The organism is Amycolatopsis sp. NPDC104863 (assembly GCF_055582965.1).
This window is the reverse complement of sequence record NZ_JBVJOW010000007.1, coordinates 561950-587192: the sequence shown is the minus strand read 5'-3', so window position 1 is coordinate 587192 and position 25243 is coordinate 561950. Positions and strand designations below refer to the sequence as shown.

Here is a 25243-nt window from a genome sequence, read left to right as displayed (position 1 = left end):
GCGGACCTCGTCAGCCCCCCGGGCACTCGTTGCCGCCGCCGCTGTGCTCGACGCAGTGGCGTGGCCCCGGGGCGACCGGGGCGTGCCGGACGTCGTCCACCCAGTTCAGGGTCGCGATCGCGGCGGCCACCGCCAGGCAGATCCCGAAGAACCACGTCCACCCGCGACGCCGCGTTGTCGCCGAAACGACCACGCCCACGAGCGGAAGGCCCGCGCCGAGCGCCGCGGCCCAGACGAAGACGTCGCCAGGGTCGCCGGGCTCGCCGAACACCGGGACGCTCGCCAGGATCCCCTGCAGCACCAGGAGCGGGACGACGATCAGCAGTCCGACGGCACACAGCGCCAGGACCACCGAGGTCCAGACAGTGCGAAGTTCCCCCACCCGGCCAGTATGGCCCGGCCCTACTGCTCGCCGAGGGTCTTCTGCAGCGCCTTGTTCGCCTTCCGCGCCATGTCCGCGACGGCCTCGCGTCGCGCGGCGTCGGCCGCGTAGTCGTCTTCGCGGTTACGGACGACGCGGGCCGGCGCGCCGACCGCGATCGAGTAGTCCGGGAGGTCGCCGCGGACCACCGCGTGCGCGCCCAGCACGCAGCCGCGGCCGATGCGGGTGCCCTTCAGGACGCTGACCTTCGTGCCGAGCCACGTGTCCGGGCCGATCCGGACCGGCGACTTGACGATGCCCTGGTCCTTGATCGGGACGTGGATGTCCGCGATGACGTGGTCGAAGTCACAGATGTACACCCAGTCGGCGACCAGCGTGGCCGCGCCGAGCTCGATGTCGAGGTAGCAGTTGATCACGTTCTGGCGGCCGAACACGGACTTGTCGCCGATCCGCAGCGAACCCTCGTGGCAGCGGATCGCGTTGCCGTCGCCGATGTGGACCCAGCGGCCGATCTCCAGGCGCCCGTAGCCGGGACGGCAGTGGATCTCGACGTTCTTCCCGAGGAAGAGCATCCCGCGCAGGATGATGTGCGGGTTGGCGAGCCGGAACTTGAGCAGCCGGTAGTACCGGACCAGGTACCAGGGCGTGTACGCGCGGTTGCGCAGCACCCAGCGCAGTGAGTCGGCGGTCAGGAACTTCGCCTGTCGCGGATCGCGGCGCGCCTGCCGCCAGGCCCGCACCCGCGAAAGAGCGGGCGCACCCCACATCGACGTCATGCCGGTGACCGTAACCTGTGTGCGGGACGGGTTCACGGGCAAGGGGAGCTGGATGGGCACGAAGCTGATCATCGACACCGACCCGGGCGTCGACGACGCGCTGGCGATCGCGCTGGCCGCGCTCTCCCCGGACGTCGACCTGCTCGGCGTGACGTCGGTGTTCGGCAACGTCCCGATCGACCGCACGACCTCGAACGCGCGACGGCTGCTGGAGCTGTTCGGCCGCACGGACGTCCCGGTGGCAGCCGGGGCGGCGCGTCCGCTGGTGTACTCCAAGCCGCGCGACGCCAAGGAGGTCCACGGCGGCGACGGCCTCTCGGGCCACTCCTACACATTGCCGGAGGCGAGTCGTCCCCTTGACGAGCGCGACGCCGTCCGGTTGATGCTCGACCTGCTCGAAGCGGCCGACGAGCCGGTGACCATCGCACCGATCGGACCGTTGACGAACATCGCGGCGCTGCTCGCGGCCCACCCGGGCGCGGCGGCGAAGATCGCGCGGCTGGTGATCATGGGCGGCGGCGTGACGTTCGGCAACAGCACCGCCGCCGCCGAGTTCAACATCTGGAGCGACCCCGAGTCGGCCCGCCGGGTGCTGGTCGAAGAGGACGTCCCGGTGGTGCTGGTGCCGCTGGACCTCACGCACCGGTGCGCGGTCGACGCCGAGTGGCTGGCGAAGCTCGCGGCGTCGGGCCCGGTCGGCCAGACCCTCGAAGGGCTGACTTCCACCTATCGGCAGCACTACACACGCGTGTTCGGCGAAGACCGGATGGTCATGCACGACGCGGTCGCGGTCGCCGAGGCGATTTCGCCGGGGATCCTGCACAGCGAGACCTACCGCGTGGACGTCGACTGCGGGCTGGGTCCGGCTCGCGGCCAGACGCTGGTCGACCGGCGACGGCTCGGTGAAGACGATCCGCAGTTCTCCCCCGGCCGTCCGATCGAGGTGGCGATGGACACCGACCTCGACGGGCTGCGCGGCTTCGTCCTGGACCGCCTGACCGGGGCCGCCCGGTGAGCGAGGAGCCCGAGGCCGTGCCGGAGGAGACGCCCGAACCCCGCCGCCGGCGCACCGCGGTTGTGGTGGCCGCGGTGGTCGTGGTCGCCGCCGCGCTGGTGGCCGGCGTCCAGCTCGCGCCGAAGCAGCAGGAGACGACGAACGCGGCCGCGACGGTCACGTCGACGGCCCCTGTCCCGAAAACGACCACACCCCCGCCGACGTCGGTGTCGGCGCCGCCGAAGGTGCCGGAAGCCAGCGAGTTCGACGCCTGGGCGTCCAAGACCAGCCAGTGGCTCGACGTGCCGTTGCGCGCGATGGTCGGCTACGCGAAGGCGACGACAAAAATCGGCAAGGACATCCCGGGCTGCCACCTCTCGTGGGTGACGCTCGCCGCGGTCGGAAAAGTGACCACGGACCACGGCCGGGCGCAGGGCGGGCAGTTCGGCACCACCGGCGTGCTGGACAAGGCCCTCGGCACGATCGAGGTGCGGGACTTCTACAACAAGGTCGTCTCGACGGCGAACGCCGCCGGGCCGATGCAGCTGGCGCCGGCGGTCTGGGCGAAGTACCAGGCGAGCTACTCGGGCGGGAAGCCCGATGTCCAGAACATCGACGACGCGGCGCTGTCCACCGGCCGCGCGCTGTGCGACGGCGGGCACGACCTGTCGCAGGGCCAGGTCTGGTGGGACGCGGTCGCGAAGCTGCAGTCCGCGCCGCTGTTCCTGCACCGGACGCTGGCGACGGTGAACGTCTACGGCACGGTCGGCCAGGGCTCGGCGGCGCCGAACGCCGCGGTGCTGAGCGCGGTGAACTTCGCCATCGACAAGATCGGCCTCCCGTACATCTGGGGCGGCAACGGCACCGGCGGCAACGACCCGGGCTTCGACTGCTCGGGTCTGACGACGGCGGCGTACGCGAGCGCCGGGGTCAAGCTGATGCGGACGGCCGACACGCAGTTCCGGAGCGTTTCGCACGTGACCGACCCGCAGCTGGGCGACCTGATCTTCTACGGCGAGCCGGCGACGAAGATCCACCACGTCGGGTTGTACATCGGCAACCAGCAGATGATCGACGCGCCGCAGACCGGCCAGGCGGTGCAGGTGCACTCGTACCGCAGGGACGGCGACGACTACGCGGGAGCGGGCCGCCCGACGGCTTGAGTTCGCTGGTCGAGTGGGATGTGGTCGGTTTTCGGCCACGGTGACGAGCAGCCGACTACCGGGCGGCCGCGCGGGCTGTGGTCAAGTTTCGACCACGCCGGCGAGCGCTGGCTGGCCGTGCGGCGCGTGGTCGGTTTTCGGACGGGGCGACGAGCGCGGTCGACCGACTGGCCGGGCGGGCTGTGGTCGGAATTCGGCCACGCGACAAGCCCGGTTGGCAGGCGGCAGGCGGTCAAGTTTCGACCACGCCGGCGAGCGCTGGCCGGCCGAGCCGCGCATGGTCGGTTTTCGGCCAAGGCGACGAGCGCCCGTTGGCCGGTCAGCCGCGCGGGCTTTGGTCAGATTTCGGCGACGGCCGCCGTTAGCCGGTAGCACCGAAGGCGCGGTCAGATCACCGCGTACGAGATCCTGAAATGTTCTCCCCGCCCCCTTCAAGATATAGCCGACCCCGGGGCTTGCGGCAAGGCCGGGGTGATGCCCCAGAATGGCTCGCCTGAAGCCAGGACCAGGGGAAACGGGGATTCATCAAGTGCGTGTTCTGTTGACGACGTGGGGATCGCGCGGGGACGTCGAGCCGTTGGCGGGGCTTGCCGTCGCCTTGCGGGAGCTCGGTGCGGAGGCGCTCGTGTGCGCGCCGCCGGATGGGGATTTTGTGCGGTTGCTGGAGCGGGCCGGGGTGCCGCTGGCGCCGTTCGGCGCCTCTGTGCGTCAGGTGGTCACCGGTGAGCGGCCGGATCCCTTCCGGCTGGCGGCCGACCTGGTCGCCGCGCGGTTCGAGGCCCTTGCCACCGCCGCCGAAGGGTGTGACGTGCTGCTCGCGACCGGGCTGCTGCCCGCCGGGGCGCGGGATGTCGCCGAGAAGCTGGGCATCCCTTACGTCTACGCCAGCTTTCACCTCCACGGGCTGCCGTCGCAGGTTTTTCCTCCCGGCATGCGGCCGGGCAAGCCGTCGCCGCCCGATGAGACCGACAAGCGGGTGCTCTGGGCGCAGGACGCCGAGCGGGTCGACGCCCTGTACGGCCCTCCGCTCAACCGCGGGCGGGAGGCGCTCGGCCTGCCGCCGGTCGGCGATGTCCGGGACCACGTCTTCACCGACCGGCCGTGGCTGGCGGCGGATCCGGTGCTGTGTCCGTCCGACGGCATGACGGACCTCGACCTCGTGCCGACCGGCGCGTGGATCCTGCCCGACGAGCGCCCGCTGCCGGCCGACCTCGAGACGTTCCTGGACGCCGGTGAGCCGCCGGTCTACGTGGGCTTCGGCAGCATGGCCGCGTACGCGCCGAAGGGCATCGCGCAGGTCGCGGTCGAGGCGATTCGCGCGCAGGGCCGCCGGCTGCTGCTCGGCAGCGGCTGGGCCGAGCTCGCCCTGGCCGACGGCGCCGACGACTGCTTCGTCGTCGGCGAGGTCAACCAGCAGGCGCTGTTCCGGCGGGTCGCCGCCGTGGTGCACCACGGCGGCGCGGGCACCACGACGACGGCCGCGCGGGCCGGCGCGCCCCAGGTAGTCGTGCCGCGGATCGCGGACCAGCCGTACTGGGCCGGGCGGGTGGCCGAGCTGGGCGTCGGCGCCGCACACGACGGTTCGACGCCGACCGTCGAGTCCCTGTCCGCCGCGCTCACCACGGCCCTGGCTCCCGAAACCCGGGCGAGGGCCCAGGAAATCGCCGCCAGGGTGGGGTCCGACGGCGCCCAAGTAGCCGCGAAACTGCTCCTCGACCTGGCCGCCCAGCCGTAGCCGAGGAGGCCGTCACGGCTCCAGGTCGGCCACGCCCCGGCCGCTCACCAGGTCGAACGGCACGGACGCCTGGTCGTGCGTGATCAGCCATTCGCCGTTGATCTTCCGGAAGCCGAAGGTGGCGCGGACCCACATCCCGTCCGTCGCCACCCCGGTTTCGAGCGTGCCGCTCAGCCGGCCGAAGGCGTGGCCGAAAGCCACACTCCCGTCCACGGTGACCGTCAGGTCGCGGACCTCGTAGGACACCTCCCGGAAGAAGGTGAACGCTTTCGCCCAGTTCTTGGCCTTCGCCTCGACACCGACGTGCTGCAGCGGCGGCTCGACGTCGAAGGAGACGACGTCGGCCGCGTAGTGCCGCATCAGGCCGTCGAGGTCCTTGGCCCCGATTCCGGCGACGATCCCGTCGATCTGTCGCCGGATTTCGGCTTCGTCGGTTTCACGCCGGGACGTCGTGCGCAGCGGCGCGAGGGCTGCGCTCCAGGCGACGACCTGGTCGAGCATGGTGCCCAGCGTGCCGACGGTGTGGTCGCTGGGCTTGAGCGTCGTGAAGTTCTCGAACTCGGTCGCCAGTGGCAGCGTGACCTGCACGGCCACGTCGGCCATGTGCAGCGCGCCGCAGACCAGCCGCAGCTGCTCGACCGCTCGGGCACCGCCCGCGCCGCCGTAGGACACGAACCCGGCCGCCTTGTTGTTCCACTCGTAGTAGACGTGGTCGAGGGCGTTCTTGAGCACGCCGGGCAGGGAGTGGTTGTACTCGGGGGTGACGATCACGAACCCGTCGAACGCCGCAACGACGTCCGCCCAGGCCCGGGTGTGCTCATGGGCGTGCTCACCGGGGGTCAGCGACGCCGGCGTCGGCGCGTCCAGGTGCGGCAGCGGGTGGTCGAGCAGGTCGACGAGCTCGAACCGGGCGTCGCCGCGCCGCGACGCCCGGTCGTGGACCCAGCGGGCGACCTGCTCACCCCTGCGGCCGGGACGGGTGCTGCCGAGGATGATTCCGATCTTGGTCATCGTTCTCCTGTTCCGATGCGGGTACTCCTCCGACGACGCGGCCCGCCGGAACGTCAGGTGGCCCAGTCCCAGCCGGTGATCGTGGTGCGCAGGAGACGCGCGGCCGCCGGCAGCCGGCTGCCGGCGGCCCAGGACAGCGTGATCGCGCGGCGGCAGCCGGGGCTGTCGACGGCGAGCCAGACCAGCGGGGCGCTCAGGGCCATGCGCCGGGCGAAGCCGGGGACCAGGCCGACGCCGAGTCCGGCGCCGATCAGGTCGGCGATCGCGGTGGGCTCGTCGACCTCGCAGACGATCTTCGGCGTGTCGTCCCGCGCGGCGAAGAGCCGATCGAGCAATCGCCGTTGCCAATGCCCTTTCCGCGCGGTCACGAACGACTCGCCGGTGAGCTCCTCGACGCGCACCGAAGTGCGGCCCGCCAAGGGATGCCCGACAGGCACGGCCACCCCCACCGCCTCCTCGAACAGCTGCACCGACTCCAGGCCCTCGGCGTGGATCGGCTGCGAGGCGACACACAGGTCGACGTCCTGGGCTCGCAGGCGGCGGGCCATCTCGTCGGCCGGCGACCACTGGAGCTCGACCTCGACCGCGGGATGGTTCCGCTTGAACGCCGCCAGCGGCCCGGTCAGCGTGAGGAACGTTTCCGACGCGAGTCGCACGGACCCCAGGCCCTCGGCGACGGCACGGCGTCCCGCGTCGAGCTCGCCCAGCGAGCGTTCGACGTGGTCGCGAAAGAGCCGGCCCGCGTCGTTCAGCCGGAGGCGGCCGGCCCGGTCGAACAGCGGCGCGCCGAGCTCTGCCTCCAGCCGCGCGATGGTGCGGCTCAGCGACGGCTGGGCGACGCGCAGCTCGCGGGCGGCGCGGCTGAGGTGCTCGAGCCGCGCCACCACGAGGAACTGCCGGAGTGAGTTCAGGTCCACGGGACGCTCAGCCGAGGTGGTCGTTCGCCCCACCGGCCCAGGCGATGTAGCGCTCCGCGGACCGGCGCACCGCCCCCTGGGCGTCACCGAGGACCGTGCCGCCCAGCAGGCCGTAAAGGCGGTCGAACCCGTACGGCTCCAGCCGGTCCACGATCCGCCGCACCAGCCCGGGCGAGAGCGGGATCTTGTTGGGGTAGCTGCGCATGAACGTCACCCAGCCCGCCGCGGCCACCGGCACGATCGTGTCTCCGGCCAGCAGGGCCCCGCCGGTGGCGTTTTCGACGTGGGCCACCGCGGCGCCCGGGAAGTGGCCGCCCGCTTCGACGAGCGTCACCCCGGGCAGCACCTGTTCGGTGCCGGACCATTCGCGCAGCACCGGGTCCTCGCGCCGCACCCATCGCCGGTCGGCGGTGTGCACCAGCACCGGAACCCGCCCGAGCCGATGGCTCCAGCTGACCTGCGAGCCGTACATGTGCGGGTGGCTCGCCACGATCACCGCGGCGCCGCCGAGCTCCTCGACCTTGGCGACCAGCGCCGGGTCGAGGTGGTTCGGCGGGTCCCACAACAGGTTCCCCCGCGGGGTCTGCACCAGGTGCGTCCACTGGCCGATGCCGAACGGCGGTTCGCGGTTCAGCCGGTGCAGCCCCGGTTCCAGCTCTTCGTGCACCACGGCGTGGCCATCGGCCGACAGCTTTTCGAGAGTGGTCCACACCTGTCCGGCGGCGGGCACCCACTGGCGCTCGTCCGCGCAGATCTCGCACTCGCCCGCCGGGGGCCGGTCGGTGTCGGGGTGCTCGACCCCGCACGTCCCGCAGATCCAGATCGTCATGACGACAGTCTTGAAGCTCCAGCTAGGTCGAGGTCAAGGAATGTGTTCAGCAGTGGCGCCAGGACTTCCGGCCGGTCGAGCGGGATGATGTGACCGCAGTCCTCGATGAGGTGGGACGTCAGGTCGTCGGCGACGGGCCGCAGCTGACGGGCGAGCGTGTCCCCGACGGGCTGCGCGCCGATCGCCATCGTGGGCACGGTGAGCCGCCCGTGCGCGACGGCGTCCGCGATCTGCCCGGCGCTGACCGGCATCGCGCGGTAGTGGGCGAACGCGCCGCGCAGGGCGTCACGCCCGGTGTACGCGGCAACGAAGTGGTCGTGGATCTTGCGCGGCACCCCGCGTCCTCGCGTGCCGGCGTCGAGGAACCAGCCGATGTATTCGGCTTCGTGTCCGATGAGGACGGTCTCGGCGAGGTCCGGGACGGCGTGGAACCCGAACCACCACGGCGGTCCGCCGGCCAGGAAGTCCTCGGCGCCGGGAAGGCGGCCCAGCAACGACTCCATGAGGACGAGCCGCCGGACGCGCTCGGGGCGCCGCATCGCCAGCAGGAACGCGGGCGGCGCGCCGGCATCGATGCCGACCACAGCGGCCGTCGGCTCCCCGAGCGCGTCGAGGAGCGCTTCGGCGTCAGCGGCGAGAGTGCCCGCGTCGTACCCGCTGTCCGGCCGGGCCGTTCCGCCGAGCCCACGCAGGTCGGGCGTGATGACGCGGAACCGCGTCGCCAAACGTGGGATGATCCCAGACCAGAGCCGCCCGGTATGCGGGAAGCCGTGCAGCAGCAGGACGGCCGGGCCCTCCCCCGTGACGCTGACGTTGACCTCGATGCCGTTCGCGCGCACCATGACTCTCCCCGGAGCAGTTACCATTGGTTACCAGAAAACCGTAGGTAACTCCCCGGCCCCGGCCAAGACGGCACTTTCCCGACAGGTGGTGAGCTCCAGGTGACCCCCTCGAACCGCGGCGACCTGTTCGACCCGGCGTGCCCGACGCGCCGGTTGCTCGACCGCATCGGCACTAAGTGGACGTCGATGGCGGTCAAGGTGCTGGCCGAGGCGGACCCGCGCGAGGTGCGCTTCGCCGAGCTGCAACGCCGGATGCCGGGCGTCTCGCAGAAGATGCTGTCGGTGACCTTGCGCTCGCTCACGAACGACGGCCTGGTCGCCCGCCGCGTCGAGCCGACCGTGCCGCCGAAAGTGCACTACCGGCTCACGGATCTGGGCCGGTCCCTCGAGATTCCCTTGGCCGCGCTGCGGAACTGGGCCGAGGAGAACATGGCGGCCATCGACCGGGCCAACGCGGCCGAGTAGCGAGGTCAGGCCGGGCCGGCGAGGCCGATCAGGTTGCCCTCGACGTCGGTGAAGTGGGCGACGACGAGGTCGCGTCCCGGCGCCCGGTCCGGGCCCATCCGGCGGGTGCCGCCGAGGCGCTCGGCCTCCGCCAGCGCCGCCGCGACGTCCGGAACACCAACGTAGAACACAACGTGGCTTTGGTGGCCCGCACCGCCGCCGACCCCGCCCGGGATGCCGTCGGTCTCGACGAACCCGTAGTTCCCGGCTTCCGACACCTGGTCGGACACGGGTCCCGACGTGTCGAACTCCCAGCCGAACAGCTCGCCGTAGTAGCCGCGCAGGCGCGCCGGGTCCGTCCCGATGATTTCGAAGTGCACAACCGGATTTCCCATGGCGGCCACCGTACGCGGCTCTAGTTGTTAAAAACAACCTCGTAGTTGTAAATTGGCACCATGCCGACGAACCGGAGTTACGGCGACGCCTGCGCCACCGCCCGCGCGCTGGACGTCGTCGGGGAACGCTGGGCGCTGCTCGTGGTGCGTGAGCTGCTGCTCGGGCCGCAGCGCTTTTCCGACGTCCGCCGCGCGCTGCCGGGCGCGAGCTCGAACCTGGTCACCGACCGGCTGCGGGAGCTCGAGGGCCACGGCGTCGTGGCGCGCCGGAAGCTGCCGCCGCCGGCCGGTTCGACGGTTTACGAGCTGACGGAATGGGGCCGCGAACTGGAGCCGATCGTCCTGGCGCTGGGCGCGTGGGCGACCCGCGTCCCGCTCCCCCGGCCCGCGACGCTCGGCGCGACCTCGGTGCTGCTGTTCCTCCGCGGCTCCGCCCGCCCGCGCGAAAGCGCTTGCTACCGCGTCGAGCTGGACGCTCGGGTGTGGACGGTCCGGACCGAGCCGGGCGAGCTGACCGTCGAGCTCGGCGAACCCGACGAGCCGGACGCCGTGCTCCGGACCGACCCGCCGACGCTGAACGCCCTGCTCGAAACGCCGTCGGACCTCGACGCCGCGATCGCCGACGGCCGCGTCGAGGTCGAAGGCGATCGCAAAGCCGTGAAACGGCTGCTCACCGTGTAGGCGCGGCTTCCCGTACCCGCAGCGACGGCGCGAGGAACACGATCGCGAAGGTGACCACGACGGCCGACGACAACGCCCAGTGCAGCCCGACGCGCGTCGCGAGTGCCCCGACCAGCACCGGCTCCACCAGGAAACCCAGGTATCCGCAGGCTGCGACGGCGGCGACCGCGCGGCCCGGCGCGTCCGCCTGCTTCCGGCTCGCGACGCTCCACGCGATCGGCACGATCCCGGCCACGCCCAGGCCGACAACCGCGAAGCCGAGCACGACCGCGGCCGGCCACAGCGCGGCGAGGACCACGGCGAACCCGAGCACGGCGACCGTGGTCGCGAAACGAACGAACCGCACCGCGCCCGTCCGCGCCACCACGCGGTCGGCGACCAGCCGGACCGCGATCATCGTCCCGGAGAAGGCGAAATAGCCCAGCGAAGCGAGCGCGGGTGTCGCGCCGGTGACGTCGGCGAGGTACACCGCGCTCCAGCTGTTGACCGCGCCCTCGGCGACGAACCCGCAGAACGCGATCACGCCCAGCGGCACCAGCGCGCGGCTCGGCCACGCGAACGCCGTCTCGCCCTGGCCGCGGTCGGCGCCGGTGAGGAACCGGGTGCGCGCGGCCCACAGCGCCAGCGCGAGCAGCACCGCGCCGGCCACCGGGAAGTGCACCGAAACCGGGATGTGCAGGGCCTCCATCAGCGCGTCGGCCCCGGAGCCCGCGAGGCCGCCGATGTTCCAGAACGCGTGGAACCCGGCGAAGATCGGGCGTCCGTAACCCTCCTCGACGCGCGCGGCGTGCGCATTCATCGCGACGTCGAGCAGGCTGTTGCCCACACCGAGCACCACGAGCGCGAAGACGAACACCGGCGCCGACCAGGCGAATGCGACCAGCGGCAGCCCGGCGCACAGCACCACTGCGCCGAGCACGACGGCCGCGCGGCTGCCGATCCGCGTCAGCAGCGCTCCCGCGCCCAGCAGCGTAAGCACCGACCCGGCCGCGAGGCCGAACAACCCGATCGCCAGCTGTCCGGTGCTCAGCCCCAGCTGGTTCTGCACCGCCGGTACCCGGGCCAGCCAGGTCGCGAACGCCGCTCCGCACACGGCGAAGACGACGGAAACCCCCAGGCGAGCGCGTTTCAGTTCCCCAGTCACCCCTCGGATTATCCTGATCTTCGGTCCACGGGTGCCCTTCCGGGCGGCCGATCAGGACTCCCGCGGCCACCGCCGGAGGCCCTACGGTGGCCGGGTGAAGTCACTGAGCCACGACCGGCTGGCCGAAGCCCTCGTCACCGAGGCGGAGCTGTTCGGAACGGTGATCGCGGACGCCGAGCCGGAGCTGCGCGTCCCGACGTGTCCCGAATGGACGCTGCACGAGCTGACCCGCCACGTCGGGCTGGCCTACCACAAGTCCGCCGCGATCATCGCGAGCCGGCCCACCGGCTACGTGCCGTTCGACGCCGTGACGGTTGACGACCCACCCGGGTTCGACGCCCTCGGCGACTGGCTCCTCGACGGCGCGGAACAGCTGGTAACCGTCGTGGCCGAGGTCGGCCCGGAGACCCCGACGTCGACCTGGACCCCCGACCGCCGCGCCGGGTTCTGGACGCGGCGGCTGACCCACGAGACGGTCGTCCACCGCGCGGACGCCTCGCTCGCGACCGGCGCGGACTACGAAGTGGACGCCGACCTCGCCGTCGACGGCATCTCCGAGGGCCTCGACCTCGTGGCCGTTTTTTCGCGACAGCACCACCCGGCGCTGGACCGGACGGCACTGCGGGGCGCGGGCGAGACCCTGCTGTTCCGCGCCACCGCCCCGGCGGTCGAGTGGCTGGCGCGGCGGACGCCGTCGGCGGTCGAGGTGAGCCGGGAAACCGCCGAGGCCGACGTCGTCGTCGAGGGCCGCGCCGTCGACCTGCTCCTGGCCCTGACCGGCCGGATCGCCGCCGACGACCCGCGGTTGTCGATTTCCGGCAACGCCGATCTGTTCCGGCACTGGCGGGAGAACACGAAGTTCTGAGGCGTTCCCTCGGCTAGAATTCGGCGTTCGTTCCGCACCTGCGGACCCGAGGAGGCCGGATGCTGCTCCGTGTGCTCGCCCTTTCCGCCGCGTTGCTGGCGGGGACCGTCGCGCCGGCCGGCGCGTCGACCCGGACGGTGACGATCGACGGCGCGGTCGCCACTCCGGCGTCGTACACCGCTTCGCAGCTGAAGGCCTCCGGCGGCGACCTGGCCAAGCTCGTCGCCGCATCGGCGCCGGTGCTGCCGCCTGGGAAGAACACCGCGCTGCGCGTGACGCTGACCGTCACCGGCTCGGCGCACCGCGCGGTCACCTTCGCGCTCGCGGAGCTCGACCCGGCGTTCGGGAACCACCCCGCCGTCCTGACGACCGATCATGGGATCAATCTGGTCGTGCCAGGCGACCGGGACCGCAGCCGCAGCGTCCGGGACGTCCGGCGGGTGCAGGTGGCCGTTTCCGCCGCGACCGCCGCCGAGCGCGCCGTGCGGATCACGACCACGCACCGGTCCGTCACGCTGCCGCCGGCGTTGCTGGCTCACCTGCCGTCCCGCACGGTGACCGCGTCCTTCGGCTCGGGCACCGGCCAGCAGACGCACACCGAGACCGGGCCGTCGCTGGCCCTGGTGCTGCTGGTCGCCGGCGTGCTCCCGCGGCCGGACACCGCGGTGGTCGCGGTCGGCGAGGACGGGTACGGCGCGGCCGTCACGCTCGCCGAAGAGCGCACCGGCGGCCGCCCGCTGCTGCTGTCCACGGTGGAGGACGGTGTCCCGCTGGCCCTGCCGCGGCTCGTGCCGCTGGGGGACGTCAAGGGCGGCCGGTACGTCTCCGGGGTGACGGCGCTCGACGTGCGCTGACGTCAAATGTGGTGCACCGACTCGACGGTGTAGAGCTGCGGGTCGGCCGTCGCGAACGCCAGCGCGGCCTGCATGTGCTCCTGGCACACCGGGTCGGCGAGCATCGCGCGGAACGCGTCCACGCTCTCCCATTGCGCGTAATTGACCACGCGCGTGCCTTCGACGCCGGCGTGGATGTTCGCCGCGACGAAGCCCGGCCGGTGCCGCATGACGTCCTCGGTGGCCTTGACCAGCACGTCGACCAGTTCCTGCTGCCGCTCGGGCTCGACGGTGAAGACGTTGACCAGGGTGGCCAGATCCGCCCCGGCGGTGATGGTCGTGGTCGCCATGACTCCTCCTCGATGTCAGGGTCCTTACAAGTCCAGTATGTGTAAGGTTCCTGTCATGAGTCAAGCCCCGACCGGCGACCGGCCCGGCTACCTGCTGAAACGCGCCCAGCAGGCGCTGCACCAGGCCTGCACCGACCGCCTGCGGCCGCTGGAGCTGTCGATGGCGCAGTACGCCGTGCTGCGCGCGCTCGACGACCACCCCGGCGCGTCGTCGGCCGAACTCGCGCGGGTCACGTTTGTCACCCGGCAGTCGCTGCGGGACGTCCTCGGCGGGCTGCGGACGGCCGGCCTGGTCACCGTGGCCGAACGGGCGACCACCGGACGAGCGCTGCCGGTGGCGCTGACGCCGTCCGGCCGCACGAAGCTGCACACGGCCGACGACCTGGTGGCCGAGGCCGAGGAAGAAATGCTCGGCGACCTGTCGGGCGACCAGCGACGCTTCCTGGCCGGGCTGTTGCGCACCTGCGTCGGCAACCTGCTTGACGGCCGTCGTATAGTCGGAAACGACTAATAGGGAGCGACCAGTGCCACGCAAGATCCGCAACACACTCGCGCTGGCCCTGCTCGGCCTGCTGCTGGAACGCCCGATGCACCCGTACGAAATGGCGTCCACGCTGCGCGAGCGCTACAAGGACAGCAGCTTCAAGATCAACCCCGGCTCGCTCTACGACACCGTGGAGGCGCTGGCGAAGCACTGCTGGATCGAGCCCGTCGAGACGGTCCGGGACGGCAACCGGCCGGAGCGGACCGTCTACGCGCACACCGAGCTCGGCCGGCAGGAGTTCGTCGCGTGGCTCGACGAGCTGGTCCGCGAGCCGGTCGCGGAGTACCCGAAGTTCGTCGCGGCGGTGAGCTACCTCGGCGCGCTCGGCCCGGAGCGCGCCGCCGACGCGCTGGAGGAACGCGCGCGTCACCTCGCCGAACGCATCGAAGGCGCGGACACCGCGCTCGAGGAGACGGTCGGCAAAGGGGCACCGCGGCTGTTCATGATCGAGGTCGAGTTCGTCCGGCACGCGTGGCAGGCCGAGCTCGAGTGGGCGCGTCGCACGGTCGCCGAAATCCGGTCCGGCTCCCTGCCGTGGCCCGAACACTTCTGAGGGGAAGACCGTGCTCGAAACCGAGGTCCTGATCGCCGGCGCCGGCCCGGCCGGCCTGCTGCTCGCCGCGGAGCTCGCGCTGGCCGGCGTGCGCACGACGGTCGTCGAACGCCATCCCGAGCGGCCGCCGCACTGCCGCGGGTTCAACCTCAACGCGCGTTCGCTCGACCTGCTGGCCCGGCGCGGGCTGGCCGACGACCTCGTCGCCGAAGGCCACCAGGTGCCGCACGCGCCGGTCACGGGACTGCCCGGCCCCCTGCTGCTCGACGGCACGGCGACCGACCACCCGTTTTCGCTGGGCATCCCGCAGACGCGCGTCGAAGAGGTGCTGGAGGCGCGGGCGCTCGACCTCGGTGTCGAGCTGCTGCGGGGCCACGAGCTGCGGTCGTTCACGCAGTCGGCGGGCGACGTCCTGGTCCACTGTGGACGGGAGATCCGGGCCCGGTACCTCGTGGGGTGCGACGGCGGGCGGAGCACCGTGCGCAAGCAGGCGGGGATCGGCTTCCCCGGTGTCGACGCGCGGTGGTTCGCGCTGCTCGGCGACGTCGAATGCGAGCTGCCGTACGGGGTTTCGGCCGGTCCGGACGGCCGGACGGTGTTCGTCATCCCGCGGCCGGGGTACGTCCGGATCGTCGTCCGGGAGGACGAGCCACCGGCGGACAAGTACGCGCCGGTGCCGTTGTCGCTGCTCCAGGCGCAGGTCGACGCGGTGCTGGGCCGGCACGTCGAGCTGCGGGAACCGCGGTGGCTGACCCGGTTCGGCGACGCGGCGCGGCTGGCTTCGCGCTACCGGGAGGGCCGGGTCCTGCTGGCCGGCGACGCGGCGCACATCCACCCACCGGCGGGGGCGATCGGGGTCAACGTCGCGCTCGACGACAGTTTCAACCTGGGGTGGAAGCTGGCGGCGACGGTGCTGGGGACGGCGCCTCCCGGGCTTTTGGACACCTATCACGCCGAGCGGCACGCGGCGGGGGAACGGATCCTGGCGAACACGCGGGCCCAGGTGGCGGTGGAGGAGGCGGCGCCGGAGGAGCCGTGGGCCGACCTCCTGCGGCGGGTGGCCGCGCACCCGGCGGGGAACCGGGCGCTGGCGGAGATCGTCACCGGGTTGGACGCGTGTTACGAGCCGGGCGGGCACGCCTGGCTGGGGCGGATGGCGCCGGACGTGCCCTTGACGGTCGCGGGCCGCCCGACGCACCTGGCGGCGCTGCTGCACTCGGGACGCCCGGTGCTGGTGGATCTTGCCGGAAGGTTCGAGGGTTGGGCTTCGGAGCTCTCGGTGGTGACGGCTTCTTCGTCCACTTTGGACTTCGACGCGGTTTTGCTGCGGCCGGACGGGCATGTGGCTTGGGTCGGGGTGCCGGGGTCCGGTGATGCCGGGCTGGCCGAGGCTCTCCGGCGGTGGGTCGGGGATGTCCCGGCTCACGTCTGAGCCTCAGCGCGAGCGTTCCAGAACGGCCCGCTGCTCCACCCGGCCGTCCAGCGTGAACTTGCTGTGCGGCTTGAACCCCAGCTTCGCCACCACCCGCGCCGACGCGGCGTTCACCGGCTCGTACACCGCCAGCAACCGCTCGGCGAACCCGGACGCGAACACGTGGTCCCGCACCGCCGTCGTCGCCTCCGTCGCATAACCACGGCCCCAGCCGGAGGGGGCTATCCACCAGCCCATCTCCACCGCCGGGGCGCCCAGGCCCGACTCCGTCGCGTTCCGGCGGACCAAGGACACCACACCGTCGAAGGAATCCACTCCCGCCGACACCGCGTACCAGCCGAAACCGTGGGTGGCCCAGTGCTCGAGCGTCGCGCGGTGCTTGGTGAGCGTGTACTCGTGGCTCCACGGCTCGCCCGTGCCCACGTAGCGGACCGTTTCCGGCAGCTGGGCCAGGGCGAACAGGTCGTCGAAGAAGTCTTCAGACCACGCGTGCAGCGTGAGACGTTCCGTGGTGATCAGCACCGGCGGGAGTCTTCCAGCAGTACCGCGATGCCGTCGAGCTGGCGGCGCAGGCCGAACTCGAACGCCTCGTCAAGATCGACGTCTTCGACGCCCGTGATCACCTCCGCCAGCACCGGGAAGCGGCCCGACTCCAGGTAACCCGCGAGCAGTGCCATTTCCGTCCCCAGGCGCTGGTCGCCCGAAATGCCCGTGTCCTGCTCGGCCGCGACCTCGAACGCGTTGCTCACGGCCAGGCCGCCGACCCAGCCGTTGAGCGTCATCACCACCTGCAGCTTCACCCGGCGCCGCAAGCCCGACTCGGCCAGTGCGCGCAGGGACCAGTCGACCAGCCGCAGCCCGGCGGCCAGGACCGGCGGGCGGACCAGCGAGTTCAGCAGGATCGGCGCGAGCCACGGGTGCCGGCGGTAGGTGCGCCACTGGGCGCGGGCGGCCAGCTCGAGCCGGGGCCGCCACGCCGCCGGGCCCGGCTCCGGCAGCTCGGCCTCCCCCAGCGCCGCGTCGGCCATCAGGCGGAGCAGCTCGTCCTTGTCCGGCACGTGCCGGTACAGCGCCATCGGGCCGACCCCCAGCTCGGCGGCCAGCCGGCGCATCGACAGCGCGGCCAGGCCTTCGGTGTCCGCCAGCGCGATCGCCGCGCGCACCAGCGCCGCCCGGCCCAGCGGCGTCTTCTGCGGGGTCCGCTCGGCGACGACCGTGCCGCTGCCCGGCACCGCGCGCACCCAGCCCTGCTCGCCCAGCGCGGAGAGCGCTTTCGCCGCGGTCGCCATCGCGACGCCCCATTCGCGGACCAGCGTGCGGGTCGACGGGACGCGGTCGCCCGGCCGCAGCTCGCCCGCGTTGATCCGGCGACGCAGGTCCGCCGCGATCCGCAGGTACGGCGCCGGCTCGGCCACGAACACCTCGATCCGTACTAGAACACTTCACCTCGGGACCTAGAACGGTTTCAGGGTACTCCCCCATTGTCGGAGCCTAGGATTGCCGCGGGATTCCGCTGGTCAATACGGTGCTGATACAGCGTACGAACCAGGGGGGAAACGATGACCACGACCGAGACTCCGGCGAGCATCGGCGACGCCCGGCGCGCCACGCCGTGGTGGCGCCGCCCGTGGGTGTTCCCGCTGGGGCTGCTCGTCACGGTGTTCCTCGTGTACTCGCTCCCGCCTTACCTCGGCCTGGACCCGGCGGAGTCGCGGATCCCGGCGCCGGACGGGGTCGGCTGGTACTACCCGGTGCTCGTCACGCACATCGGTTTCGCGACCATCGCCATGGTGACCTGCTCGCTGCAGATCTGGCCATGGCTGCGGCAGAAGCACCCGGTGGTACATCGCCGGACGGGCCGCGTCTACGTCTTCGCCGGCGCGATCCCGGCGTCGATCGCGGGGTTCGCCATCGCGCTCGCCGCGCCGTTCGGGCCGATCGGGGCCGTGTCGAACGTGCTGCTCGCGCTGCTGTGGTTCGGCTGCACCGTGCAGGGCTACCGGATGGCGCGCGCCCGGCGCTTCGGTGAGCACCGGCGGTGGATGATCCGCAGCTTCGCGCTTTGCATGTCCATCATCAGCAACCGGATCTGGGGGATCGTCTGGGCGGTCGTCTTCGCGCCGCAGCTCGACACGACGTTCGGCGGCAGTGAGCTGGCGATGGGCCAGGCGATCGCCGGGATCACGACGTGGACGGGCTGGGTCGTGCCGCTGCTGGTCACCCAGTGGTGGCTGGAGCGGGGACGCAGGCGCGCCTGAGCCCGTCACCGGCGGTCATGCCCCCGAACGGCCTATGGTCCGGACCACATTAATGGTCTATACCAATCAGGACAGGAATTCCCGCCGCCGCGCTCGTCGTCGTGGAGGTCCCCCATGCGTCTACCCCGTTTCCGTCCCCTCCTGGCCGCTTTGGGCGGTTTGGCCGTGCTGGCCACCGGGTTCGCCGCGCCCGCGGACGCCGCGGCCGGCTCCCCGATCCCGGTCGGGCCCTACGTCGACATGGGCGCGTGGCCGACGCCCAGCCTCTCGGCGATGTCCGCCGCGAGCGGTGTCAAGGGCTTCACGCTCGCCTTCGTCAACTCCTACGGCTGCAAGGCCAGCTGGTTCGGCGCCTACGACCCGCGCACCGCGTGGCAGAAGGACGAGATCACCAAGATCCGCAACGGCGGTGGCGACGTCAAGATCTCCTTCGGCGGCGCGTCCGGCATCGAGCTGGCCCAGGCGTGCAGCACGTCGGCGCAGGTCGCGGCCGAGTACGACGCCGTGGTCAAGGCGTACGGCCTGAAGTACGCCGACTTCGACATCGAAGGAGCGGCCGTCGCGGACCCGACGTCGATCACGCGCCGCTCGCAGGCGCTGAAGACGTTGCAGAACAACAACCCGGGGCTCAAGATCTCGCTGACCCTGCCGGTGCTGCCGAACGGCCTCGACGCGAACGGGCTCAACGTCGTCAAGGCGGCGAAGGACGCCGGCGTCAACCTCGACCTGGTCAACATCATGGCGATGGACTACTACCAGGGCGCCGGCGACCAGGGCGCGAAGGCGATTTCCGCGGCCAAGGCGACGCAGGCCCAGCTGAAGTCGCTCTACGGGCTCAGCGACGCGGCGGCGTGGAAGAAGGTCGGCGTCACCCCGATGATCGGGGTCAACGACTCGCAGAACGAGATCTTCTACCAGAAGGACGCGAAGGCGCTGGTCGCGTTCGCGAAGACCGTCCACCTGGGCATGCTGTCGTTCTGGGAGGCCGGCCGCGACGCCAACGCGTGCACCGGGGCGCTCTACAAGTGCACCAACGTGCCGCAGTCGAAGTACGAGTTCGCGAAGATCTTCGCGGGCTACACGGGCTGAGTCACCAGCGGGCGGCGTCCGCGAGCAGAGCGTCACGCACTGCCGCGGGCCCCGCCCGGCTCGGCTCGGCCCTGGTCACGACGAACAGCGTGTTGATCGGCGGCTCGGCCGGATCCAGCAGCGCCACCAGCTCGCCCGACGCCAGTTCCGCCGCACACAAATACCGAGGCAGCACGCTCACGCCGAACCCGGCCAGCACGCACGCCAGCACACCTCGCAGGTCCGGCACCACCACTGCGGGCCCGGCGGGCGGACGGACGCCCAGCACCGAACGCCAGTAGCGGCGGATGATCGGTAGGTCCTCGGCGTAGGCCACCAGCGGCGCGGTCCGCGGGTCGCCGGTGAAGCCGCGGGGGCCGACCAGGACGAACTCCTCGTCCGTCAGCGGTGTTGCCGCCAGGCCGCGGCCGCGGGGGCGGATCGTCGAGACGACCAGGTCGTAGCGTCGCTGTGTCAGGCCGGCCAGGAGGTCGTCGGCCAGGCCGAAGCTCACACGCAGCTGGAGACCGGACGCGACCAGGCTCGCCAACGCGGGCAGGACCCGAGCCGTGGTCAGCTCGGCCGGGCCGGCCAGGTGGACCGGCGTCGCGAACGGGTCCGCCGGGCCCAGCGCGACGCCGGCGAGGGCGTCCACGTGCGGGGCGATGCGGGCCGCGAGCTCGTCGGCCACCGGTGTCGGCGTCACGCCGCGGGCGCGCCGGACGAACAGCTGCTGCCCCAGTTGCTCCTCCAGGGCTCTGACCTGCGCGGTCACCGTCGGCTGGGACAAGCCCAGCGACGGCGCCGCACCGGTCAGCGAGCCCGCGCGGTGGACCGCGAGGAACGTTCGCAGCAGGTCGAGGTCCAGGTCAGTCCTCGACCAGCTCGATCGAGTCCACGACGTTCGGGTAGAACGCGACGTGGTCCTTGATCGCCGCGACCGCGTCGTACGGCTTCTCGTACGTCCAGATCGCGTTCTCCGCCTTAACGTCACCGACGTTCAGGCTGTAGTAGTTGGCGTCACCCTTGTACGGGCAGTACGTCTCGTGGTCGGTCCGCTCCAGCACATGGGCGTCGACGTCCGCCCGCGGGATGTACTGCGCGGCCGGGTAGGTCGACTCCTGCAGGGTCAGCGCGCTGCGGCTGTCCGCCACCACGCGCCCGCCCACCTTGACCACCACGCGCGCCTGGGTCGGCTCGACGGTGATCGGGTGGTCCGGGCCCGGGACCAGCACCTTCTTCTCCGGCATGTCAGCTCCTCGAAAAGGTCGTGTACCAGGAGCAGCACCCGGGACCCGGCGGTTATTCCAGCGGATCAGGGCAGGTAGTACATCGGGTTCGGCAGTTTGGCCGGCCGCAGGGCGTAGCCGCCTTCGAGGTCGCTGAACTGGTCACCGACGTTGAGCACGATGTGCGCGCCGGTCGCCTCGATGTGCGCCCGCGTGCCCGACTTGTACTGGACCGTGGTGCAGGTCAGCCCGCACGGCAGGTAGTCCGGCGCGGTCACCTTCGGCTTGAAGAACGCCCCGGCCGGGGCCGGGTACCCCTCGTTGGCCAGGTTCTTCAGCGACTGCGGGCCCTGCAGCTCGTTGCGGCCGGTCAGGAAGTACAGCTTGACGCCGTGCTGCACGGCCCAGTTGGCCAGCTCCAGCACCGGCTTGTTCGCGGTGAACGTGCCGTTGTCGATGGCCTGCTGCTGCTTGACCGGGTCGAAGCCGAAGTCGTTGTCGGCCTCCCAGCCGTAGGTGACCTCGGCGGTGTCGTCGACGTCCAGCACGATCGCGGGGTTCTTCACCCGGCCGAGCTGCTGCTGCAGAAAGCGCTTCGCGTCCGTGACCACGCGGTTGGTGTCCTTCACGAACCGGCTCGTGTCGGAGTAGTGGTGCTTGCCGGCGGCGTCGAGGTAGTCGCCGTAGTAGGCCTTGACGTCGTTCTTGACCTGGCCGATGTTGGCCGGCTCCTTCGAGCGCGCGGCCGTCGCGTCGTCCGAGCCGGCCAGCGCGGTGGCGCCCGAGGCGACCGTGGCGCCGATGGCCGCGGCGGCGGCGAGCTTGACGAGACCTGACCATTTTCCGGACACGGTGACCCTCCAGTGCAGACTTGACGACTCGGGGAACCTACGTCACGTTCACCCGGAGTTCCACCCCTCGAAAGTTTCCGTTCACCTTTCGGCGCGGCAGAGGAACACCACCGGCGCGCGGCCGATCCGCGTCAGAACCACCGAAGCTTCCGTTTCGCCGCGTGGCTTCAGTCTGCGGCGCAACGCATCCGGGTCGACGTCGAGGCCGCGCACGAGGATCTCCAGCCGCCCGACGTCGTGTCGCTTGAGGACGGCCTTCAAGGACTTTTCGCTGTACGGACCGTGTTCGAGGACGCGGAACGCGCGCACGCCCGGCGGCGGGGTGTCCCCGGTCAGGTACGCGATGCGCTCGTCCAGCTGCCACAACCCGTGCCGCGCCGCGTAATGGCGGACCAGCCCGGCGCGGACGACGGCGCCGTCCGGGTCGACGATCCACTCCCCCGGCTCCCGGTTGGGCAGGTCGTCCGGCTCGGCGTCGGTGACTGTCCACTGTGTCCCGTCCGAGCGGAGAACCGTCGCCCGCCGGGTGACACCGGTGCCAAGGCCGCGCCAGAGGCAGGACTCGCGGACCTGGCCGTCGAGGGACACCAGTTCGACTTCGTCGGCCCACGGCGTGAGTGCGAAGTCCAGACCTGGCGCGCACTTCACCGACAGCGGACGACCTGGGTAGGCCTCGACCAGCCCGTCCAGCGGCGGGGCGAAGTCCGCGGGTTTCCACGCCCGGCGTCCCGCGGAGTCGCGGCGAGCGGGGTCGGCGACGACAACACCATCACGGCTGACCGAGCGCAGCGCGTCAGCCCTCGCGAGTCCGAATGCGACACCGGCGGCGATCCCGTTGTGCCGCGCCATCTCCAGCCGGACCGGGTCCAGATCGGACCCGAGCGCGCGCCGCGCCACCCGCGCGATCTCGACGAGGTCCGCGCCGACCGAACACGTGACGTCGTGGACGTCGAGCCCCGCCAGCCGCGACGCCCGGTGCCGCGCGACCGGCGTCGCGCTCGCCTGCTGGAGCGCGTCCGAGGTGAACAGCCAACCCTCGGCATCCACTTTGGACACGGCCTTACGCCGCAGCAGCACGGTTTCCAGGACGGCGGCCGCGAACTCCTCGCCGGCGATCCGGCGCACGGCGGCGACGGACGCGATGCGGTCGGTCAGCGGCAACGACGAAACCTCGGCGAGCGCCGCCACACCCGCGCCGGAACGCAGGTGGGCGACGTCGCCGAGGCTGAAGGAATAGCCCACTCAGGACGGCCGCTTGGTCCCGGTGATCATCACGTTGTAGAACAGCTCGCGCGGCAGGATCTTCGCCAGCAGCTTCTTGTCCACAGCGGACAGCCGCAGCCACAGCTTGTAGGCGAACAGCCGCCAGCGGACGGTCAGCTTCTCCTGCGGCACCGCCGCTTCGAACGTCCGGATCGGCCAGCCCGCGAGCGCCGCGGCGAACTCCTCGGTGACCGCGTGGACGTCCTGGGCGCCGGCCCCGCGGGCCCACGACTCCAGCTCCGACGGGTCGAACGTGTGGATGTCGACGACCGCTTCCAGCGCGGCCGCGCGCGAAGACTCGTCCAATTCGGACTGCGGACGACGCCAGCCGCTCAACGCAGGCAGCTTCGTCACGCGGGTCGTGAGGAACCAGGTGAACTGGCCGAGCTTGCGGGCGTAGAAGTCGCCGATCTTGGTCGGCTCGCCGGCGAAGACGAACCGGCCGCCCGGCTTGAGCACGCGCAGCACTTCGCGGAACGCCGCCTGGACGTCCGGGATGTGGTGCAGCACCGCGTGCCCGACCACGAGGTCGAACGTGTTGTCCTCGTACGGGATGCGCTCGGCGTCGGCGACCCGGCCGTCGACGTCGAGGCCGAGCTTCTCGGCGTTGCGCAGCGCGACCTGGACCATGCCCGGCGAGAGGTCGGTGACCGAGCCCTTCTTGGCGACGCCGCCCTGCATCAGGTTCAGCAGGAAGAACCCGGTGCCGCTGCCCAGCTCCATCGCGTGCTGGTACGGCTGCCCGTCGTCACCCGCGACGGCGTTGAACACGTCGGTGGCGTAGGAGATGCAGCGCTCGTCGTACGAGATCGACCACTTCTCGTCGTAGGTGCCGGCTTCCCAGTCGTGGTACAGCACGTTCGCCAGCTTCGGGTCGGCGTAGGCCGCCTGGACCTCTTCGGCGGTGGCGTGCGGGTTCGGGGCCGGGTCGTTCACGTCGGTCAAGGCGTCATTTCCCTTCGAAAGTGGCCTTGCCGGGCCCGTTTTCGATGAACGACTTCATGCCGTTCCGCTGGTCTTCGGTCGCCCAGAGCGCGGCGAACAGGTGCGACTCGAGCTTGAGCCCGTTCGCGAGGTCGGTGTCGAGGCCGCCGTCGATGGCCGCCTTGGCCGCGCGCAGCGCGACGGCGGGGCCGTTCGCGAACTGGGCGGCCCACTTGTGCGCGGCCGCGTAGACGTCGTCGGGAGCGACGACCTCGTCCACGATCCCCAGCGCCAGCGCCTCTTCGGCCTTGACGAACCGTCCGGTGTAGACGATGTCCTTGGTCTTGCTCGGCCCGATCAGCCGCGCCAGGCGCTGGGTGCCGCCCGCGCCGGGGATGACACCGAGCTGGATCTCGGGCTGGCCGACCTTGACGTTGTCACCGGCGACCCGGCGGTCCGCGGTCAGCGCCAGCTCGAGGCCGCCGCCGAGGGCGTACCCGGTGATGGCCGCGACGACCGGCTTCGGGATGTTCGCGATGGCGGCCAGCGTGCCGGTGAGGTTCGCGCCGAACTTGGCGATCTCGGGATAGCTGCGGCTGGCCATCTCCTTGATGTCCGCGCCGCCCGCGAAGGTCTTCTCGCCGCCGTAGAGGATCACCGCGCGGACGTCGTCACGCTCGGTGGCCTCCTTCGCCAGCTCGGCGAGCTCGGCGGTGACCTGGGCGTTCAGGGCGTTGACCGGCGGGCGGTCGAGCCGGATCGTGCCGACCCCGTCCTTGACCTCGAGGGTTACGAACTCTCCCACGTCACTCCTCCTCGTTGACGGACTGCCAGCAGGCTACCGGTCGGTAAGCGACAGCTTAGCGACGGCGGGCGAAGAAGCGATCGCCGGAACGCTCCAGGACGAGGTCCTGGTCGAACGTCTTCGAGAGGTTTTCGCTGGTGATGACGTCGTCCACGAGCCCGGACACCACCGCGTGGCCGTCGCGGAGAAGCAGCGCGTGGGTGAACCCCGGCGGGATCTCCTCGACGTGGTGGGTGACCAGCACGAGCGCGGGCGCGTCCGGGTCGAGGGCCAGCGCGGAGAGCCGCGCGACGAGGTCCTCACGGCCGCCCAGGTCGAGCCCGGCGGCCGGTTCGTCGAGCAGCAGCATCTCCGGGTCGGTCATCAGCGAGCGGGCGATCAGCGCCCGCTTGCGCTCGCCCTCGGACAGCGTGCCGAAGGTGCGCTCGGCGAGGTTCCCGATGCCCATCGCGTCGAGCAGCTCGCTCGCGCGGGCGGTGTCGAGGGTGTCGTATTCCTCACGCCAGCGCCCGAGCACCGCGTAACCGGCGCTGACCACGACGTCCTTGACGAGCTCGTCACCCGGCACGCGCTGGGCGATGGCCGCCGAGGTGAAGCCGATGCGCGGGCGCAGGTCGAAGATGTTGACCCGGCCGATCCGCTCGCCGAGCAGGTCGACCTCGCCGGTGGTCGGGTGCAGCTCGGCCGCGGCGAGGCGCAGGAGGGTGGTCTTGCCCGCGCCGTTCGGCCCGAGCACCACCCAGCGCTCGTCGAGCTCCACGCTCCAGTCGAGGCCGGCGAGGAGGTCGTTGGTCCCCCGGCGGACGCCGACACCGGCCATCCGGACCACGAGATCGTCAAGTTCGCTGGGCTGGATCGGCTCGCTCACGAACCCCATTCTGTCTGCCGTCGCGCGCGCGTGCGCACCCGCCCGGGTGAGACGGCGAACCGGCAGGTCGGAGCGGGTTCCACGAGG

Annotated in this window: 30 protein-coding genes; 12 read left to right on the top strand and 18 right to left on the bottom strand. The window is 71.6% G+C overall.

The window, feature by feature from the left end:
* Positions 1 to 10 precede the first annotated feature (10 nt).
* Complete coding sequence (locus ACZ63J_RS36030; RefSeq protein ID WP_465399161.1) at positions 11 to 382, bottom strand: hypothetical protein; 372 nt, start codon at positions 380 to 382, stop codon at positions 11 to 13.
* A gap of 20 nt (positions 383 to 402) precedes the next feature.
* The gene (locus ACZ63J_RS36025; protein ID WP_465399160.1) at positions 403 to 1158 is read right to left on the bottom strand and encodes an acyltransferase; all 756 of its coding nucleotides are present in this window, start codon (positions 1156 to 1158) and stop codon (positions 403 to 405) included.
* 52 nt (positions 1159 to 1210) lie between these two features.
* Here ACZ63J_RS36025 and ACZ63J_RS36020 point away from each other — a divergent pair, with 52 nt between their 5' ends.
* The 3 genes from ACZ63J_RS36020 (at position 1211) to ACZ63J_RS36010 (ending at position 5050) form a co-directional block, all read left to right on the top strand.
* Positions 1211 to 2173 carry a nucleoside hydrolase gene (locus ACZ63J_RS36020; RefSeq protein ID WP_465399159.1) on the top strand — a complete coding sequence of 321 codons (963 nt, stop codon included), beginning with the start codon at positions 1211 to 1213 and terminating at the stop codon, positions 2171 to 2173.
* Positions 2174 to 2190: 17 nt separating this feature from the next.
* A complete protein-coding gene (locus ACZ63J_RS36015) occupies positions 2191 to 3315 on the top strand; it encodes a C40 family peptidase (RefSeq protein WP_465399196.1) in 1125 nt (374 codons plus the stop codon).
* Positions 3316 to 3844: 529 nt separating this feature from the next.
* Entirely contained in the window at positions 3845 to 5050 is a 1206-nt protein-coding gene (locus ACZ63J_RS36010) for a glycosyltransferase (protein ID WP_465399158.1), read from the top strand.
* 12 nt (positions 5051 to 5062) lie between these two features.
* Here ACZ63J_RS36010 and ACZ63J_RS36005 read toward each other — a convergent pair whose 3' ends face one another.
* The 4 genes from ACZ63J_RS36005 to ACZ63J_RS35990 are packed head-to-tail and all read right to left on the bottom strand — an operon-like array spanning position 5063 to position 8649.
* On the bottom strand, positions 5063 to 6061 hold the full coding sequence (locus ACZ63J_RS36005) for an NAD(P)H-dependent oxidoreductase (RefSeq protein ID WP_465399157.1): 999 nt from the start codon (positions 6059 to 6061) through the stop codon (positions 5063 to 5065).
* 53 nt (positions 6062 to 6114) lie between these two features.
* Positions 6115 to 6978, bottom strand: coding sequence for a LysR family transcriptional regulator (locus tag ACZ63J_RS36000; RefSeq protein ID WP_465399156.1), 864 nt, complete (start codon positions 6976 to 6978; stop codon positions 6115 to 6117).
* Between the two features lie 7 nt (positions 6979 to 6985).
* Positions 6986 to 7807: an MBL fold metallo-hydrolase gene (locus tag ACZ63J_RS35995; RefSeq protein WP_465399155.1), complete on the bottom strand. Its 822-nt coding sequence runs from the start codon at positions 7805 to 7807 to the stop codon at positions 6986 to 6988.
* Entirely contained in the window at positions 7804 to 8649 is an 846-nt protein-coding gene (locus tag ACZ63J_RS35990; protein WP_465399154.1) for an alpha/beta fold hydrolase, read from the bottom strand. The genes ACZ63J_RS35995 and ACZ63J_RS35990 overlap by 4 nt, the downstream gene beginning before the upstream one ends.
* Before the next feature lie 99 nt (positions 8650 to 8748).
* Between ACZ63J_RS35990 and ACZ63J_RS35985 the strand changes: the two genes are divergently transcribed.
* The gene (locus ACZ63J_RS35985; RefSeq protein WP_465342456.1) at positions 8749 to 9114 is read left to right on the top strand and encodes a winged helix-turn-helix transcriptional regulator; all 366 of its coding nucleotides are present in this window, start codon (positions 8749 to 8751) and stop codon (positions 9112 to 9114) included.
* Positions 9115 to 9119: 5 nt separating this feature from the next.
* On the opposite strand, the gene ACZ63J_RS35980 is transcribed toward ACZ63J_RS35985, so the two are convergent.
* Positions 9120 to 9488, bottom strand: a complete 369-nt coding sequence (locus tag ACZ63J_RS35980; protein ID WP_465399153.1) for a VOC family protein — start codon at positions 9486 to 9488, stop codon at positions 9120 to 9122.
* 60 nt (positions 9489 to 9548) lie between these two features.
* On the opposite strand from ACZ63J_RS35980, the gene ACZ63J_RS35975 reads away from it, so the two are divergent.
* Positions 9549 to 10169: a winged helix-turn-helix transcriptional regulator gene (locus ACZ63J_RS35975; protein ID WP_465399152.1), complete on the top strand. Its 621-nt coding sequence runs from the start codon at positions 9549 to 9551 to the stop codon at positions 10167 to 10169.
* On the opposite strand, the gene ACZ63J_RS35970 is transcribed toward ACZ63J_RS35975, so the two are convergent.
* A complete protein-coding gene (locus ACZ63J_RS35970; protein WP_465399151.1) occupies positions 10159 to 11313 on the bottom strand; it encodes an MFS transporter in 1155 nt (384 codons plus the stop codon). The two genes, ACZ63J_RS35975 and ACZ63J_RS35970, sit on opposite strands and share 11 nt — an antisense overlap.
* A gap of 94 nt (positions 11314 to 11407) precedes the next feature.
* Between ACZ63J_RS35970 and ACZ63J_RS35965 the strand changes: the two genes are divergently transcribed.
* Together ACZ63J_RS35965 and ACZ63J_RS35960 are read left to right on the top strand one after the other, a co-directional pair.
* Positions 11408 to 12178 (top strand): maleylpyruvate isomerase family mycothiol-dependent enzyme, encoded by a 771-nt coding sequence (locus tag ACZ63J_RS35965; RefSeq protein ID WP_465399150.1) that lies wholly within the window; start codon positions 11408 to 11410, stop codon positions 12176 to 12178.
* 59 nt (positions 12179 to 12237) lie between these two features.
* Positions 12238 to 13032, top strand: a complete 795-nt coding sequence (locus tag ACZ63J_RS35960; protein WP_465399149.1) for a hypothetical protein — start codon at positions 12238 to 12240, stop codon at positions 13030 to 13032.
* Positions 13033 to 13034: 2 nt separating this feature from the next.
* Here ACZ63J_RS35960 and ACZ63J_RS35955 read toward each other — a convergent pair whose 3' ends face one another.
* Entirely contained in the window at positions 13035 to 13361 is a 327-nt protein-coding gene (locus ACZ63J_RS35955) for a putative quinol monooxygenase (RefSeq protein WP_465342463.1), read from the bottom strand.
* Between the two features lie 55 nt (positions 13362 to 13416).
* On the opposite strand from ACZ63J_RS35955, the gene ACZ63J_RS35950 reads away from it, so the two are divergent.
* The 3 genes from ACZ63J_RS35950 to ACZ63J_RS35940 are packed head-to-tail and all read left to right on the top strand — an operon-like array spanning position 13417 to position 15890.
* Positions 13417 to 13872: a MarR family winged helix-turn-helix transcriptional regulator gene (locus tag ACZ63J_RS35950; protein ID WP_465399148.1), complete on the top strand. Its 456-nt coding sequence runs from the start codon at positions 13417 to 13419 to the stop codon at positions 13870 to 13872.
* Positions 13873 to 13885: 13 nt separating this feature from the next.
* Positions 13886 to 14458: a PadR family transcriptional regulator gene (locus ACZ63J_RS35945; protein WP_465399147.1), complete on the top strand. Its 573-nt coding sequence runs from the start codon at positions 13886 to 13888 to the stop codon at positions 14456 to 14458.
* Between the two features lie 10 nt (positions 14459 to 14468).
* On the top strand, positions 14469 to 15890 hold the full coding sequence (locus ACZ63J_RS35940; protein WP_465439766.1) for an FAD-dependent monooxygenase: 1422 nt from the start codon (positions 14469 to 14471) through the stop codon (positions 15888 to 15890).
* A 3-nt stretch (positions 15891 to 15893) separates the two neighbouring features.
* Here the strand turns inward: ACZ63J_RS35940 and ACZ63J_RS35935 are convergent, their stop codons facing one another.
* Both ACZ63J_RS35935 and ACZ63J_RS35930 read right to left on the bottom strand, forming a co-directional pair.
* The gene (locus tag ACZ63J_RS35935; protein WP_465399145.1) at positions 15894 to 16412 is read right to left on the bottom strand and encodes a GNAT family N-acetyltransferase; all 519 of its coding nucleotides are present in this window, start codon (positions 16410 to 16412) and stop codon (positions 15894 to 15896) included.
* Positions 16406 to 17311, bottom strand: coding sequence for a TetR/AcrR family transcriptional regulator C-terminal domain-containing protein (locus tag ACZ63J_RS35930; RefSeq protein WP_465399144.1), 906 nt, complete (start codon positions 17309 to 17311; stop codon positions 16406 to 16408). Before ACZ63J_RS35930 ends, ACZ63J_RS35935 begins: the two co-directional genes overlap by 7 nt.
* A 138-nt stretch (positions 17312 to 17449) precedes the next feature.
* Between ACZ63J_RS35930 and ACZ63J_RS35925 the strand changes: the two genes are divergently transcribed.
* Entirely contained in the window at positions 17450 to 18148 is a 699-nt protein-coding gene (locus ACZ63J_RS35925) for a DUF2306 domain-containing protein (protein ID WP_465399143.1), read from the top strand.
* 114 nt (positions 18149 to 18262) lie between these two features.
* On the top strand, positions 18263 to 19237 hold the full coding sequence (locus ACZ63J_RS35920) for a chitinase (RefSeq protein ID WP_465399142.1): 975 nt from the start codon (positions 18263 to 18265) through the stop codon (positions 19235 to 19237).
* A gap of 1 nt (position 19238) precedes the next feature.
* On the opposite strand, the gene ACZ63J_RS35915 is transcribed toward ACZ63J_RS35920, so the two are convergent.
* From ACZ63J_RS35915 to ACZ63J_RS35885, 7 genes are all read right to left on the bottom strand, one after another.
* Complete coding sequence (locus ACZ63J_RS35915; RefSeq protein ID WP_465399195.1) at positions 19239 to 20069, bottom strand: LysR family transcriptional regulator; 831 nt, start codon at positions 20067 to 20069, stop codon at positions 19239 to 19241.
* Positions 20070 to 20085: 16 nt separating this feature from the next.
* Positions 20086 to 20466, bottom strand: a complete 381-nt coding sequence (locus ACZ63J_RS35910) for a DUF427 domain-containing protein (protein WP_465399141.1) — start codon at positions 20464 to 20466, stop codon at positions 20086 to 20088.
* Between the two features lie 65 nt (positions 20467 to 20531).
* On the bottom strand, positions 20532 to 21296 hold the full coding sequence (locus ACZ63J_RS35905; protein ID WP_465399140.1) for an HAD family acid phosphatase: 765 nt from the start codon (positions 21294 to 21296) through the stop codon (positions 20532 to 20534).
* Positions 21297 to 21377: 81 nt separating this feature from the next.
* Positions 21378 to 22538 (bottom strand): class I SAM-dependent methyltransferase, encoded by a 1161-nt coding sequence (locus ACZ63J_RS35900; RefSeq protein WP_465399139.1) that lies wholly within the window; start codon positions 22536 to 22538, stop codon positions 21378 to 21380.
* Positions 22539 to 23504 carry a class I SAM-dependent methyltransferase gene (locus ACZ63J_RS35895; protein ID WP_465314137.1) on the bottom strand — a complete coding sequence of 322 codons (966 nt, stop codon included), beginning with the start codon at positions 23502 to 23504 and terminating at the stop codon, positions 22539 to 22541. It abuts the gene before it with no gap.
* Between the two features lie 4 nt (positions 23505 to 23508).
* A complete protein-coding gene (locus tag ACZ63J_RS35890) occupies positions 23509 to 24288 on the bottom strand; it encodes an enoyl-CoA hydratase/isomerase family protein (RefSeq protein WP_465399138.1) in 780 nt (259 codons plus the stop codon).
* Positions 24289 to 24343: 55 nt separating this feature from the next.
* On the bottom strand, positions 24344 to 25165 hold the full coding sequence (locus ACZ63J_RS35885; protein ID WP_465314139.1) for an ABC transporter ATP-binding protein: 822 nt from the start codon (positions 25163 to 25165) through the stop codon (positions 24344 to 24346).
* Positions 25166 to 25243 lie beyond the last annotated feature (78 nt).

Coding starts and splice junctions, on each gene's coding strand:
- ACZ63J_RS35975 (WP_465399152.1), top strand. CDS start 9,549: ATGCCGACGAACCGGAGTTACGGCGACGCCTGCGCCACCGCCCGCGCG.
- ACZ63J_RS35960 (WP_465399149.1), top strand. CDS start 12,238: ATGCTGCTCCGTGTGCTCGCCCTTTCCGCCGCGTTGCTGGCGGGGACC.
- ACZ63J_RS35910 (WP_465399141.1), bottom strand. CDS start 20,466: ATGCCGGAGAAGAAGGTGCTGGTCCCGGGCCCGGACCACCCGATCACC.
- ACZ63J_RS35955 (WP_465342463.1), bottom strand. CDS start 13,361: ATGGCGACCACGACCATCACCGCCGGGGCGGATCTGGCCACCCTGGTC.
- ACZ63J_RS35990 (WP_465399154.1), bottom strand. CDS start 8,649: ATGGTGCGCGCGAACGGCATCGAGGTCAACGTCAGCGTCACGGGGGAG.
- ACZ63J_RS35920 (WP_465399142.1), top strand. CDS start 18,263: ATGCGTCTACCCCGTTTCCGTCCCCTCCTGGCCGCTTTGGGCGGTTTG.
- ACZ63J_RS35995 (WP_465399155.1), bottom strand. CDS start 7,807: ATGACGATCTGGATCTGCGGGACGTGCGGGGTCGAGCACCCCGACACC.
- ACZ63J_RS36025 (WP_465399160.1), bottom strand. CDS start 1,158: ATGACGTCGATGTGGGGTGCGCCCGCTCTTTCGCGGGTGCGGGCCTGG.
- ACZ63J_RS35885 (WP_465314139.1), bottom strand. CDS start 25,165: ATGGGGTTCGTGAGCGAGCCGATCCAGCCCAGCGAACTTGACGATCTC.
- ACZ63J_RS35925 (WP_465399143.1), top strand. CDS start 17,450: ATGACCACGACCGAGACTCCGGCGAGCATCGGCGACGCCCGGCGCGCC.
- ACZ63J_RS36020 (WP_465399159.1), top strand. CDS start 1,211: ATGGGCACGAAGCTGATCATCGACACCGACCCGGGCGTCGACGACGCG.
- ACZ63J_RS36005 (WP_465399157.1), bottom strand. CDS start 6,061: ATGACCAAGATCGGAATCATCCTCGGCAGCACCCGTCCCGGCCGCAGG.
- ACZ63J_RS35980 (WP_465399153.1), bottom strand. CDS start 9,488: ATGGGAAATCCGGTTGTGCACTTCGAAATCATCGGGACGGACCCGGCG.
- ACZ63J_RS35950 (WP_465399148.1), top strand. CDS start 13,417: ATGAGTCAAGCCCCGACCGGCGACCGGCCCGGCTACCTGCTGAAACGC.